This window comes from Alkalihalophilus sp. As8PL (genome assembly GCF_040939795.1).
GTDB lineage: Bacteria > Bacillota > Bacilli > Bacillales > Bacillaceae_D > Alkalihalophilus > Alkalihalophilus lindianensis.
Map to the genome: position 1 here is coordinate 167965 of NZ_CP162550.1, position 13215 is coordinate 181179.

14 protein-coding genes are annotated in these 13215 nt (G+C 36.7%); 1 reads left to right on the top strand and 13 read right to left on the bottom strand.

Annotated elements, in window-relative coordinates; genetic code table 11:
• Positions 1-2: 2 nt before the first annotated feature.
• The 4 genes from AB3N04_RS00850 to AB3N04_RS00865 all read right to left on the bottom strand — a co-directional run bounded on the left by AB3N04_RS00850 (position 3) and on the right by AB3N04_RS00865 (position 4153).
• Complete coding sequence (locus AB3N04_RS00850; protein WP_368502676.1) at positions 3-1442, bottom strand: ATPase, T2SS/T4P/T4SS family; 1440 nt, start codon at positions 1440-1442, stop codon at positions 3-5.
• A 12-nt stretch (positions 1443-1454) separates the two neighbouring features.
• Positions 1455-2594, bottom strand: coding sequence for a hypothetical protein (locus tag AB3N04_RS00855; RefSeq protein ID WP_368502677.1), 1140 nt, complete (start codon positions 2592-2594; stop codon positions 1455-1457).
• Positions 2595-2606: 12 nt separating this feature from the next.
• Positions 2607-3344, bottom strand: coding sequence for a flagellar biosynthesis protein FlgA (locus AB3N04_RS00860; protein WP_368502678.1), 738 nt, complete (start codon positions 3342-3344; stop codon positions 2607-2609).
• 164 nt (positions 3345-3508) lie between these two features.
• On the bottom strand, positions 3509-4153 hold the full coding sequence (locus AB3N04_RS00865; protein ID WP_368502679.1) for a response regulator transcription factor: 645 nt from the start codon (positions 4151-4153) through the stop codon (positions 3509-3511).
• A 138-nt stretch (positions 4154-4291) separates the two neighbouring features.
• Here AB3N04_RS00865 and AB3N04_RS00870 point away from each other — a divergent pair, with 138 nt between their 5' ends.
• The gene (locus tag AB3N04_RS00870) at positions 4292-4918 is read left to right on the top strand and encodes a hypothetical protein (protein ID WP_368502680.1); all 627 of its coding nucleotides are present in this window, start codon (positions 4292-4294) and stop codon (positions 4916-4918) included.
• Between the two features lie 65 nt (positions 4919-4983).
• Here the strand turns inward: AB3N04_RS00870 and holA are convergent, their stop codons facing one another.
• The 9 genes from holA to AB3N04_RS00915 all read right to left on the bottom strand — a co-directional run bounded on the left by holA (position 4984) and on the right by AB3N04_RS00915 (position 13212).
• Complete coding sequence (gene holA, locus AB3N04_RS00875; RefSeq protein ID WP_368502681.1) at positions 4984-5949, bottom strand: DNA polymerase III subunit delta; 966 nt, start codon at positions 5947-5949, stop codon at positions 4984-4986.
• A 20-nt stretch (positions 5950-5969) separates the two neighbouring features.
• Positions 5970-7853 (bottom strand): LPD1 domain-containing protein, encoded by a 1884-nt coding sequence (locus AB3N04_RS00880; protein ID WP_368502682.1) that lies wholly within the window; start codon positions 7851-7853, stop codon positions 5970-5972.
• A gap of 131 nt (positions 7854-7984) precedes the next feature.
• Positions 7985-8608: a hypothetical protein gene (locus tag AB3N04_RS00885; RefSeq protein ID WP_368502683.1), complete on the bottom strand. Its 624-nt coding sequence runs from the start codon at positions 8606-8608 to the stop codon at positions 7985-7987.
• A 31-nt stretch (positions 8609-8639) separates the two neighbouring features.
• Complete coding sequence (locus AB3N04_RS00890) at positions 8640-9437, bottom strand: hypothetical protein (protein ID WP_368502684.1); 798 nt, start codon at positions 9435-9437, stop codon at positions 8640-8642.
• Between the two features lie 109 nt (positions 9438-9546).
• Positions 9547-9714: a hypothetical protein gene (locus AB3N04_RS00895; protein WP_368502685.1), complete on the bottom strand. Its 168-nt coding sequence runs from the start codon at positions 9712-9714 to the stop codon at positions 9547-9549.
• Between the two features lie 199 nt (positions 9715-9913).
• Positions 9914-10564, bottom strand: coding sequence for a hypothetical protein (locus tag AB3N04_RS00900; protein ID WP_368502686.1), 651 nt, complete (start codon positions 10562-10564; stop codon positions 9914-9916).
• Between the two features lie 123 nt (positions 10565-10687).
• The gene (locus AB3N04_RS00905; protein ID WP_368502687.1) at positions 10688-11197 is read right to left on the bottom strand and encodes a hypothetical protein; all 510 of its coding nucleotides are present in this window, start codon (positions 11195-11197) and stop codon (positions 10688-10690) included.
• Between the two features lie 4 nt (positions 11198-11201).
• Positions 11202-11864 carry a hypothetical protein gene (locus AB3N04_RS00910; RefSeq protein WP_368502688.1) on the bottom strand — a complete coding sequence of 221 codons (663 nt, stop codon included), beginning with the start codon at positions 11862-11864 and terminating at the stop codon, positions 11202-11204.
• A 217-nt stretch (positions 11865-12081) separates the two neighbouring features.
• On the bottom strand, positions 12082-13212 hold the full coding sequence (locus tag AB3N04_RS00915; RefSeq protein ID WP_368502689.1) for a hypothetical protein: 1131 nt from the start codon (positions 13210-13212) through the stop codon (positions 12082-12084).
• Positions 13213-13215 lie beyond the last annotated feature (3 nt).

Genomic DNA, 13215 nt, shown 5'->3' on the forward strand with positions numbered 1-13215 from the left:
CTTTAGTCCTCCTTAAACAAACAATTAAACTTCGTTTCACCCAATAACGGGTATTCAGAGGCCTTCTTATTAAGATGTGCAAGGAACTGATCCGCTAAAGAGCGATCATGATGGTACATACGATCTTTCAAAAGTTGAGATACGTTTGAATTGTAAAACCACTTATCATTAACGCGGTCATACTTCATTAAGTAATTAATCCATGCTTCATCTTTTTCAAAGTCATAACATATTTCATAAATAGAGGTGACACGCTTTTGGCTGCCTCCTAGTTCTGGTGGAGCTTCCATAGTAATCCCGACATCAATTTGATTCGCTACTCGTCGGATTTGATTCGTTTCTTTTCGATTTGGAAACTCATCTAGGATATGTCTCGCCAACTGCTCGGGAGTACGTCTAGGGTCTGTGATATGATAAGTCATTAACAGTCCACGACGTCCTCTTTCAGTTGCGAGTATGGCTCCCTCTGCTTCTATACCTCGAACTTCTTGGACAATTACGTAATCGTGATCTACACGTAAAACAGCTCGGAAAACATCTTCTACAGCAGAGTTCATTGTATAAAAGTCATGTACCAGCCGATTAGGAAAATCTCGTTTCAAGAATGTTTCTGGACTTGATTCTATTAAAACAGCTACTAAGTCCTCATCACGAGATCCATACATGGTTTTAAGGAACGTCGATTTACCACTTTCTACTGGACCTGCAATAATGGTATTTAACTGCAGTTTGGCTAACGTCTCAAAAAATGGGATATCTTCTTGATCGATCGTCTTAAACTTCGCTTGTTCTAGAAAACTGAACGTTTTAACCACAAACCGTCTAAATATAATTGTAGGCTTATGAGAACGAGGTGGAATTAGAATAGTTACACGTGTTCCATCCGTCATATCAACTTCTGCGTGTGGATTAGCACTATTAATAATGAGACTTTCTTCTCCAATTTGGAGTGTTCTAATGATTTCTTCTACGTGTTTTTCACTTCTTAAATGCCCCATCAACTTAAACTTCCCTTTGATCTTGAACCATATTTCATCGCCTACAATTTTTGCAGATGGTGAATCAGGATATTGTTGCCATTGATGAAAGCTACCAAATTTATAAATTTCGTGAAAACATGCTTCTGCTAATCCGTTGTAATAATTGGGGTATGCAATTCCCAAAAGGTTTTGATTTCTAAGATATTCTTCAATTTCATTCATGAGAAACTTTTCGGATTCTTTCTTTCCTAAAATTGCATCATGTTCATACTCTTGATGCTTTCGAATTTCATCATGTGGAATACTACTGGTTGTATTAGCTGGGTTATACAAATCATCAAAATAGCTTTTCACTTCACGCCATACTACTTCAAAGGTCATTCGTTCATTGACCGTTTCTTCGTTGTTGGTAGCTCCTTTTTTCTGGAGCATTTCGTTTATATCAAATACAGTTGTACTCATCTACTCCACTCCTTAGAAAAGGCCAAATAACTTTTTCTTCTGAATCAACTCTACTTCTATATTCATCTTTCCTGCTATTGCTTTTAATATTAGGTCGATGGATTGACGGTAGCCCGATTCATCCATGTTATAGAGTAATGTTTGATTCTCTTCTGATTGAAGAAAGTCAGGAATGTATTCAATAGATGTGAATAAGGGAACCTGACTTTCCTTCGCCATATCCTTTGGATTCAACCCCCCGCCACCATGTCTGTATTCATTGATTAGCAACATAAAGTCACTATGCTTCAGACCTAATGGATAAAGGATTTCATCATATAATTTTCTATATTTGCGAAGTCCCTTTTGTTGTTGGTTCATAACCATGAATTTTAGGTCACCTTCATATAAAGCTTGGAACATGCATGCATTATCGAAGTGAGATCCACCATCAATCAACACCACATCAAACATCTTTCGACTTAGGTCGATTAAGTAGCTCATTTCTTCTTCTGTAAAAAGTCTTTGCATTTTAACGCTTTGATTGCCTCCGAGAATATAGAAGCTATCCTTTTTTTTCATGTGGAAGTGAGTAAGAAATTCGTGTTTCCCTTCTTCAGTCTCGACATTAAATTGCTTACTACTTAGTTTGTTTTTAATTTCATTTAAGTAACTACCCTTGTAGTTGAGTTGTGATACACCATCGTCCCACGCATCAAGACAAATTAAGGCTACCCTTGCTTTTGTATGTTCTGCAAAAGCTTGTCCTACACTTAATGTAGTTGAGCTAGTACCTACATTCGATAAAGCAGAGAAGAATGTAACCACGTTAGAGTTATTCTTTTCTGACGTAGGGAACATTGTCTCTTTTATGAAGTCTGCGATCTGGTTCACCGTTAGCCCCTGAGGAACTAAGGTTATATCATGACTATCGCATAAAGCCTTTACTGCTTTTAACAATCCTGGCTCATACAAATCATCAATAATGTAGAATACTCGTTTATAGGTTTTGAACTCATCTAATTTAAGATGTGGAACTAAACTGTCAGAGATAACGATGACTTCACCATCAATTTGTTCTTTACTTGTACATAATTGAACCTCTGTAAATAATGGAATATCTTTCAACTGCTTCAAAAGGATTTCATTGTTATCATAAAAACTTACCTTCATGTTTAATCCTCCTTATCTCCCATACTTATAAACGACATAGATTTTATCTCCACGATCTGTATAAGTACGCATGGTTTGTAACATTTCATCGGTCCCTACAATCTCTAAATGACTAATGACCCCTGTTGCTCCTTCAGTGACACCATCTTGCGCTTGAAGTACCTCTCTATTAGAGTTGTCTGTAACTGATGCAACACGCACGTCTGTAAGGATTGGATCTTGTAGTAAGTCTCGAACCATACGGTCACTACTTTCATTTGTCTCAGATGGTTCTTCATCTGAATTGTTAGAAGAGATCACGATTGGTTGCAGTTCATCTTGAATTTCTGTCGGCACCACATAAAAGTCCGCCAGATAAGATCGTCTTAAACTACCTGGTACTGCAAATAGCCATTGATTCGGTACTGGAGCAATAAACTCCCCTTCTTCCTCATTGGGGATTAAGTTGTAAGTATCTAAGAACCCTTGATAAAATTGAGCTCCTTTTGGGATGTCGATACTTGCCTGCTGCCCTTGAACTACTTGTGCATCGGATGCCAAAATAGCTCCTTCTACCACATGATCTTTTCTAATTGACGCAACTTCAAATGAGTTTTGAGTGATTTCATCTTTGAAACTAATGTTCTCAGATGCTACTACCACATCAACAGTGTTTACCTTATCTTTCAGATAAAACTCATATGAAAGGACGAAGCCTGCTCCTACTGTTAAAAACAAAATTGAGCTAATTACTCCTAAAGACTTCTTCAAACATCTCATCTCCTACTCTAGTTCTCTGGACACAAAAAACCCCCTAAGTATACACATAGTCTCCTATGGCACTTAGGGGGTTTCCCTTTAAATATTCCGTTGTTTTTCTAGTAACAATATACCAAACAAAATTTAACAGGTCAATAAGAAAGTCTCATATATTCTTAAAATTTTAACAGGCCTAATTTAATAGAATGTACTACAATATCTGTACGATCTTTAGCACTTAGCTTTTGCATAAGGCTGCGAATGTAGTGCCTTACCGTAGATTCGCTTACATTTAATTTACTAGCAATCTCTTTATTGGTCGTGTAATGATTAAAAAGTAGTTCAATGACCTCTAATTCTCGCTCTGAAACATTTTTGACCAGACAGTCCGAATTAGATTCGCTATTTTTATTAGCCTTCAAATAGTCACCCATAACCACATTAACCACGTATTCATCGAAGGAATAATCATTATGTTTGAGCTTCCTTATGATATCTAACAAACTCTTCGAATCTATATTTTGAGAAACTATACCCTTAACTCCACTTCTTACAAGCGTTAATACTTGATGATCTTTGAGGGATAAATAAAGATATAACACATTATGACCGGCTTCAGCTAAGTCCCTTGCTAAACTAAATTCCGTTTGTTCTACTGATGAGACAATAATATATAAGCTGGCTTGTAGTTGAGATAGCTGCTCTTTCATGTTACTTAATGAAAATTGAAAGGATTCCTCTTTATTTGTTAATAAACAGACTCTTAGCATGCCGTCTGCTTGTATTGAACTATCTGAGTAAATAGTAATTTCGTTATGCATCTTTTCTCCCCCTATTCAAAGAATCTCATACCCTAATAGGAGTGTCAATAAGTGAATAGTATGCGAGGTTATACATTTATCAAAATTTAGCATTAGTGGATATATATGCTATATTACAAGTAAGGAGAGTGATTTAATATGAATACAAATTATGAGGTCAAAGTGTTTAAGAGTGCCAATAATCAATCTACAATGGACGTACAGTCTTTACTCACTGGAAAGAAGATGTACAATGAAAAAGAGACTTGTACCGATGAGGGGTATCATCAATCAGAGTACAGTTACAGCGGTCGTATGATCTTTACCATTTGTGAACATGGTAAGACATCAGCTAAAGCATTCGTGCCAAAGAAACGTATGAAACCCCTCTTACACTCAATCATCAATCATACTTTCCACAAACTCTATGGAGTAAATGAAGGAATGAAAGGTGCCGATCGTTGGGAGAACTTCGGTCATAAAAATGGCACTGGTCGTAAGATAAGCATTCTATTTAATAAGTATTTCAACAATAAAAAGAATAAAGATGTGTACCAGTATATTGTACAAATTGAAGAAGGTCCGGTGAATGAAAATAATAGCTTTGTACATGGTCAAACTAAGCGTGTAAAGAAAATGTTTAGCCTGGAAGAAATGACTGAAATGGCACATGAGGTATATGATTTTATTCATCATGAAGAGTTAAAGGGCATGTTAAATGACCGGCCACTATTTACAGTTATGACTAATAAAAGTCAAACTAAAAACAATGCACAGGCTTTGTAATGATAAGCCGAGAGGGTATAAAACATAAAACAGGGTAGCCACTTTTTAGCGGCTACCCTGTTTTATTATTTTTCACTTAAAGCTTTTGTAAGAAAAAGCTCTATCTCTAATTGCTGACTGCCTCCTGTTTTCATGTTGTAATCTGTATCTGTAAGTAAGTCTAACAAAAAAGCAAGGTGCTCAGCTGAAAAAGAAGTACTTTGTTCCGCAGCAAGTTTGACCGAAAAAGGATGCTGTTTTAATTCTTTCGCTATGGTTGATTGATTTAATCCATCTGTTAATAAGATCTTCGTTTGTAACATCAAACGTACTTGTCGGGTTAATAAAGCAAGGATCTTAATAGGTGATTCCTTTTGCTTCAGTAAATCCTCTAATACGAATAAAGCCTCTTTTAATTCCCGTTTAGAGAAATGTTCAACTAGAACAAAGACATTTTGTTCAAGATTACGACTTACCATTGTGTCCACCATTTGGGGTTGAATGACATTACCGGTTCCCACAGCAAGAGCCATTTTTCCTAGCTCTCCTGCTAATCGAGTCATATCCATTCCTACCAACTGTAACAAACGCTCTTTAGCTTTCTGATCCATTCTCACACCTAAAGCTAATGCTTGTTGATCTAACCAAGGGTAGGCCTCGTAAGCACTCAAAGGAGCACAATCAATCTGATCGGCTACTTTTTTTACAAGTTTGCTAATCTTCTTCCGTCCATCAATCTTTTCATAAGGAGCAATAATAAGAAGCGTCGTACTCGGACTAGGTTCTTTAAGGTATTCCTCAAAGACCTCAATCTGGTGCTCTACTTTACTTTTATCCTTTAATCCAGTTAGAAAAATTGGATTTGTTATAGCCACTACTTTTTCATCATTGAAGAAAGAACCCGTTCTTGCTTCTTCAACAGCGTCTTGGATAGGAATCTCTTCCATATCAAGCTTCACAAAATTCAATTCATCTACTTTAGATTGATAGCTACGAATTGAATCATTCATACGAAAACGTTCTTCCCCTAATAATAAAACAACCTTACTCATTAACTCTCACACCCTTAAAATTATTTATCTACACTCAATACGCTATTTGCTAATACCTTAAGCAGTTGATCCATTGCTAAATTAATACTCTTTCGCTCTTCCCCTTGAGGGTAAGCTTGGGTATGGTTGGTTCCAGCAACAAGATAATCACTCACTCTATTTGCTTCCTTTAGTTTATCTTGAATGTATGTTTCAAACGCTCTGGCATAAAGCTCAACCCGACTAGACCAATACTTTCCTTCTTGCCCGCGATCTTGAGTGAGGGCATTCAAGTAATAATTTGAATTGTCAGAAGGAATCGCTAAACGGTCTACCCTTTCACCAGTCTGCTTTTCATGATACCAACACATGGCATTCACATATTTATTTAACTCTCGCTTCTCTTTGCGAGTAGCTGCTCGTTCCTTCTTTTCTCTTTCCTCTTTGTTAAAAGCGAATGTAGGGTATGTCTCGTTAAAGAATTTACGACGAGCATCTACTTGCTCAAGATATTTGTTTAACATTTTATTTAAATCACCATCTAAAGATTGATAAAGAATCTGCAACTTAGAACTGATAGTCCAACGCGTTTCAGGAGCGTTCGTATTGTAGCAATACTCTAGGCCTTCACCCTTCATAATGGAATTATCTAATCGTTCCATAACATCTCTAATTTCACTACGCAATACATCACCACTTGATTCCGAAGCATACCCAAGTTGAATAGAACCAGAATCTTGTAGGAATAAGTAGCGATCTAGTGCATGGAACCATTCGTGAGCAAGTACACCTAATGAACCTCGCTTTTTAGTAAGATTAATGACATTACCAACTGGTTCATAGTGTGCCAGTGCTCTTCCTCTTCCTCTAGATCCAAATGCAATGGCTAATTTCCCACCAAGTGATACGGCTGTATGATGAATACCCAGAATATCTGCAAGGTCATAGAAAGCTTCAGCAGAACGTGTTAAATGGTTCATTGCTGAAGAATCATCAACGTAATGACCAAATTCACAAGCTCTAAAGTTGAACTCTCTTAATAAGTCTTCAGGCTTACCAACGGTTAATGTACGCCCTCCTACTCTCTCTGGTTTATCCGGTAATTCTCTACCCCAAGTGTTTTTCTTCTTTTTCTTAACTGTCTTCTTAGGAGATTTTAAAACTTCTTCCCATGTTGGTTTTTTTTCACAAATTCGTTTCCATGTTTGATTAGCACTGTTCGGCTTGGTAAAGAACGAACAAAACGTTTCTCCTAAACAAGATAATGGTTTTGTTTTATAATCTTCATAATTACGAATATCCCTCTCTATTTGTTTAATACGATTTTCAATCGCTTCTATATTTTTATTTTGCGTACCAGGTATAAACCTAGACTTGTAGCGCTCTAAGTAGATACGCTGATCCTCTAATTTATCCTCAAGTCTTTTAAGACCTGTTTTCTCTACACCAATTCGACGTCCTACCCTATGGATGATGATCTCCAATTCTTGAAATATCTCTATCCCTTCCAATATTTCTAGCAACTCTTGACACGCTAATAGATACTTCTTGCGTCCTTCGGCATCTTTTACAGTTGGCTGCTTATCAACACGCTTTAATAAAGCTTCTTTGATCAAAGCGATTTTGACGTCTACTTCTTTTTCTTTCTCATCTTCTAAAGAGAAGGATTCAAAAACTGCTTTTTTAGTCACAATCGATTCTGCGAATGCTCCTGAAATCTTTTCTAGCTCCCCTAACGTTTTAATGTTTGGGTTATCTTCAAAACGACTTTTCACCAGGTCTTTCATTGCTCCGCCAATCTTCTCTCCCACGTCATATGAAACTTTATGTTGGGCTTGTTGGATCGTACGAATGTCTTTTACCTTCCCTTTACTAGTTCCCATAGTTTTACTTGGATTATTTAAATCAAAAAGTGATAGTTGCATATTGTACACTCTCCTTTGGATTTTTTGAACGCAAAAAGTCCACAGGGAACGGTAATAGAGACTTCTCTAACTAAACACCCTACGGACCTTAACGTCGTCTTTTCTAATAGTGAATTGAAATATACCTACAGCTAGGATACTGAAACTAAGGATCTAGTTTGCTTATCCGCTTTTTGGGTATCTATTCTGGACAAACCAGAATCACAATTTTCAATACGTTCTACTTTCTTTTTTTCTGTTACATGGATTAGCAATTGAATTTTAATCTCTACAAAACGATCAATAATCGCTTTTTGACTCTTATTTTGACGCTTCCTTCTGTTCACATAATATTGTTCATCCGTTAGATACAACTCACCTGCAGATTTATATAGCAAGTAGTTGGTCTTTGTCGGCTCCGCATTAAAGAGCTTATATCGTTTAATAAATTCACTTTCAATGCTCGCATCGACTTCTGTTTGAACTAAGACTTGGATCAAGCTCTCTACAAACGTAAGCAGCTGCTCAATTTTCACTAGGTTAATAACAGAAAGAGCTTCTACCTTACTATAGTTAAGACTGTAGGTACCATAATCCCAAACATTAGTGGGATCAATAGATGGATTCAAACGAGTATTGGGCTTAGTAAAGAGACGAAGCGAGTTTCCTTTATATGTGATAAGGAACTCCTTCTCTCTAAAACAAAAGTCTCCACCTGCTCGACCCATAAGGCTACCTAACTCCGTTATTACATCCAAAAATTCTTTCTGATTCATCTAAATCACTCTCCTTAAAAGTGTTTGTTTCTTACGCTCCAAGATTCGCACTTATTATTCTCGTCCTTCTTTGCATGTGATCAAACATTTTTTGGTTAGACTCTTGAGTGAGGATTACCATATCCAACCTATAGTCGATAACACGTTTGAACTGTGCCACTTCATTTGGATGAATACGTCCTTTCATGATACATTCGTTAATCGCACCTAAATTTGGTGAACCATATTCCATAAGGAAAGCTGGCCCCAATTCGTTTAATACCTTCAAAGTATCAAACACTTTGTGATGATGCTCTTTTAGATAAACAGATCCAAATTCATGTTTGATCTTGTTTTTCTTTTGCAATACATCACATTGCAGCATACGCTCTTTTAACCGTTCATACTTGGCTTCACAAAAGACATGTACCTTTTTAGAGGTTAGGTACGATCCAATATGATGCTCCAAGTCATGACTTGAAATTCCGGGATTAGGTACCCTACCTTTCTTATTCACACTTACTCCTAATACCTTGGGTTGAGCGACTAAAAAGGAGGAGACATCGAAATCATCCGGTACTTTTTTAGGATCAAGATTGACCGCTAGAGGAAGTAAGCCTAAATCAAATAGATGTTCATTTAAACCAGCATCATCTATTTGATAAATAGCCTTCCTAATCCATCTAACCACACAGTCCATTTCATCAAATTGATGAACCCTGGACTCGTGATCCTTTAGCTTTTCTTTCACGACATTATAATGTGCATCAGCTAATTTTTCTGAAGCTTTCAATCTCCCGTAAGATTTGTTGCGAAAAAAGCTCTCCATCATTACGCCTGCGTTTACCATATACTTTGTCTCCTTCTTCATTAAACAAGAAAAAAAGCAGCCAACTATATAGCTACCCCCCTCTTGAATATGGATTTTTCTAAAACTGTGAATGTGTTATTGTTTACTTCTAACCTTTCCAAATGGGAATAATACGAGCATTATAATAATGCTTACTAAGAATATCCTTAAAAATCCCCTCCGCATTTTCATACGTTTTTGCATATCGCTTATTAATCGCGAGTGTGTCTGTAGGATACTTCCACCACGCATATTCAACCTTGTAACCAATAATCATTTCTAAAACACTCCCCTATATTTTTTTACTGTAACGCAAAAAAGTCCATAGGACAGATTATTGGGCGTAATTCGCCTAACAAAAAGTCCTATGGACATATCAGTTAATAGTTATTTAAAAAGGTTACAGTATACTACTAATTTACCATATGGGTCGGTAACTACACAATCTCTATTTGATATTTACTTTAAAACAACACTTAACTCCACCATGCTGGTTTTGGATAACTCAACATCTTTATTTCATTAGACATATAGAGAACATATTGTCCGTAACCATCCTCATCAACATACCATACCATTCTTGATCGTACATTGTCTGAAGCATTTGGAGCATGTAAAGGTATAGGAGAACGATAGACTTTATCTGCCCAGCCTTTCGGAACTGTATTAAGAGTCAAGTTTGGATTAACCTGCATTAACCGATGTTTGCTATTATTCCATATCCAACAACCAAAAGATCGATCAGGCGCAACATACCACCCTAAATTCGTAGATTGATTACTTAACGGAATATCTGGCTCGCTAGGGTAACTTGATGTATCTATTGTAGAAGACTGACCAATGATTTCAAACATGAAATTCTCATCTCCTTCAACAGAATAGCCATCCTCCAGCAGCTCCCATGAACCACTCTCTTCATCCTCTATAGGTAGGTCTTTCTCTATCTCTTCACGGTCTAAATATTCCATGCATCTAGTTGGGGTTGTGGGATCTTCATAATCCAACTTGAAAAACGGGCATGATTCTTCCTTATAGTCAAAAAAGACGCAACTGTTTTTACATGTTTTTTCTATTAGGTGGTTCGATTTATTATTTTTAAAGTGATCAAATGAGATGATAGTTCCCATAATTTTTCTCTCCTCCAAAAAGGTAAGTTGTTATCACCTTATACGATTAACTATTAGACTGTCAAAATATACCCCTGTTAGTATATTCGGAAATAAAATAAAAGCCCCTTCTTACCAGAGGGGCTAGACCATGAGAGTTATGGTTGGGAGGATTAAAGATAGCACAAAAACAATTGCTGCTGAAAAATATAATCGTCTACTCCACCTTAGATAATCTTGATGTTGAAATGCTTTATGAAAGACTCTCACATAAAATGCAATTAACAGCATCCCGATAGCGCTATAGAAAGCAATACTGGAGACTAGCGTCAGTATATCTCGAATCATCGCAACCCACTCTTGCCCTGTATTCGTACTAACAAATAAGAAGCCGAATCGTAATAGGACAATCACTAAACCCGACATAATCATTGTACCGGTTGAAAATTTAAGCCATTGAGCATTCTTTGTCATAATAGCATATGGTAAGGCCATTACTGCTAAGACAAATAAAAGACTTATAATATCGAAACCCGTTTTTACGACTGTTGGGAATAACATTAAGATATCATTAGCTGCACTACTGATAAAGGTTCCATCATTACTACTAACGGTTTGCCCTACATTTTGGTTATGTTCTTCAACATTGAACATACGATCACCACATGAACCTTACACATTGTTCTCGTTTCCCAACACGTAATTGACCATCAATAACAGGGAAAATATCATACATTTGGAATTCTTCTGAATCTGAACACTCTACATGATACCTTAAAATCGTAGCAAGCCACTGATTATATAAAGATTGGTTTAAAGGCTTCTTAGAACAATTCAAAGCGTCCTTTGCACTGATTTCCATTCTCACAAATACTTGATTGATTGTGTAACGAGTCATTCTGAATTCAATTTCTCTTATATAAGGAGCGAATCGTACAAGGTCTTTAAGTTGTACCTGTAGATACTCTACCCATTTATTAGTTCTCTTATAGTGTTCAGGGATGGAGATCTTACCAAAGTACGACAGGTTATCAAGGTTCATGCTGCCATCTGGCTCGACACCTACAGTGATTTCAGCTGAGTCAATCCCATTTAATGATTCCTTAATTGGCTGAATCCAGTGGTTGTAACTAAAATACATACTTTCATTAAAATTTTCATAGAAATCTTCATCAGGCTCAGTCATAGGAACACCCTTAATCTCACCTAGTAAGTCATGTTTTCTAGAATTCCCACCGTTCATGATTATCATGAGCGTGTGAAAACTCATCTTTCGTTTTCGAGCTTCTTTGCCAAGTCTCAAAATCCTCTCTTCACCCACACTACCATCTCCTATATGATTATACACCTATGCAAAATGGACTATATTTCGACAATCTTAAGATAATTTTATACAAACACTAGTAAGATGTACATAGTTTCATTGGAATTTTCTTCGATATTCTTCAAAAGATTAGGATATAGGTAACGATTTACTAGTTTAAATATGCAAAAAACCGTCTATATAACCAGTTAAGGCTATAAGACGGCTTGAATTATTAGTTCGCTAATATTCTCTCTTTTTTTATTGATTTCACTTTCCATCTGAAGACATTCTTTACTACAAGTCGATTTGGAGTTACTCTCACTTTTACAACAAGAATATCTCCTACCTCCACAGGATGATTATTAAATTGCAACCACTCTCTTTGTGTATGGTCTCGAAAATGAAAGAACATCCCATTATCTTTACGGTCAATACCAACTACTTGACCATACCAAGCTTGTTCTCCTAGCTTTTTTTCACCTATTGATGTAATCTCTACTGAATTTGGTGGCGGTGGCAAAAGGAGTTCACTTTCTTCCACACCACCGATGATAGATACACGCTTCCTTGGTTCTGACTTTGGTTCTGTGGCATCGTTAGATACAAAGGTCTTTACCATTTCACTTTTTTGCTTGAACAATTCTGGATATCTATGCTTAAGCGCTATGCGCTCCTTTACTTTTCCTTGCAACGCATAACTCTCAACCATTAGTTGAACTGATTGTTCATGAGCATCCTCTTTATCAGAAGATTGAAGTTTTCTAATCTGCTGCTCGATCTCCGCCACTTTTCGAGTCACTTCATCTTGCTTCTTCTTCTTCTTTTCTTCTTCCCGATCATAGACTTCAAGGGTTGATGTCACCCATGTAGGGTCCACATCAAGTGCATTTAGCTCATTTGAATTGACGGGTGATTCTACCTCTTGTATAGGGGGCTCATAGGATAATAACTCCTCACTAACTTTCACTTCAACGGTATCCCCAACCTTTATCAAATCTTCTTCACCTACAATTGATACGTCCATTTCCACTACATTTTCTTCACTAGAGTTTTCTTCAACGATTGAAAAGGTGTTTTGTAATTCTTGAAAAAGTGATTCTGCACCTGTTCCTTTTGTTGAAGATACCACTGGCCTACTCTCTATAACTTTAATTTCATCTGTTTCAATCATCTGAGAATCCATTTGAGTTGAGAGCTGATATATATGCTTCTTTGCAATAAAATCAAACTCATATTTTTCTCGGTCTATCTCTCTATTCATTTCTTCTTTGGTGGTATACCAAGCTTCATAAAACCTAAACGAGCGTAACTCGTTTAGGTTATGAAGCACTAGGTATCCAACTACCATAGCGATTTCAACCATCCT

Coding starts and splice junctions, on each gene's coding strand:
- AB3N04_RS00850 (WP_368502676.1), bottom strand. CDS start 1,442: ATGAGTACAACTGTATTTGATATAAACGAAATGCTCCAGAAAAAAGGA.
- AB3N04_RS00855 (WP_368502677.1), bottom strand. CDS start 2,594: ATGAAGGTAAGTTTTTATGATAACAATGAAATCCTTTTGAAGCAGTTG.
- AB3N04_RS00865 (WP_368502679.1), bottom strand. CDS start 4,153: ATGCATAACGAAATTACTATTTACTCAGATAGTTCAATACAAGCAGAC.
- AB3N04_RS00870 (WP_368502680.1), top strand. CDS start 4,292: ATGAATACAAATTATGAGGTCAAAGTGTTTAAGAGTGCCAATAATCAA.
- holA (WP_368502681.1), bottom strand. CDS start 5,949: ATGAGTAAGGTTGTTTTATTATTAGGGGAAGAACGTTTTCGTATGAAT.
- AB3N04_RS00880 (WP_368502682.1), bottom strand. CDS start 7,853: ATGCAACTATCACTTTTTGATTTAAATAATCCAAGTAAAACTATGGGA.
- AB3N04_RS00885 (WP_368502683.1), bottom strand. CDS start 8,608: ATGAATCAGAAAGAATTTTTGGATGTAATAACGGAGTTAGGTAGCCTT.
- AB3N04_RS00890 (WP_368502684.1), bottom strand. CDS start 9,437: ATGGTAAACGCAGGCGTAATGATGGAGAGCTTTTTTCGCAACAAATCT.
- AB3N04_RS00895 (WP_368502685.1), bottom strand. CDS start 9,714: ATGATTATTGGTTACAAGGTTGAATATGCGTGGTGGAAGTATCCTACA.
- AB3N04_RS00900 (WP_368502686.1), bottom strand. CDS start 10,564: ATGGGAACTATCATCTCATTTGATCACTTTAAAAATAATAAATCGAAC.
- AB3N04_RS00905 (WP_368502687.1), bottom strand. CDS start 11,197: ATGTTCAATGTTGAAGAACATAACCAAAATGTAGGGCAAACCGTTAGT.
- AB3N04_RS00915 (WP_368502689.1), bottom strand. CDS start 13,212: ATGGTTGAAATCGCTATGGTAGTTGGATACCTAGTGCTTCATAACCTA.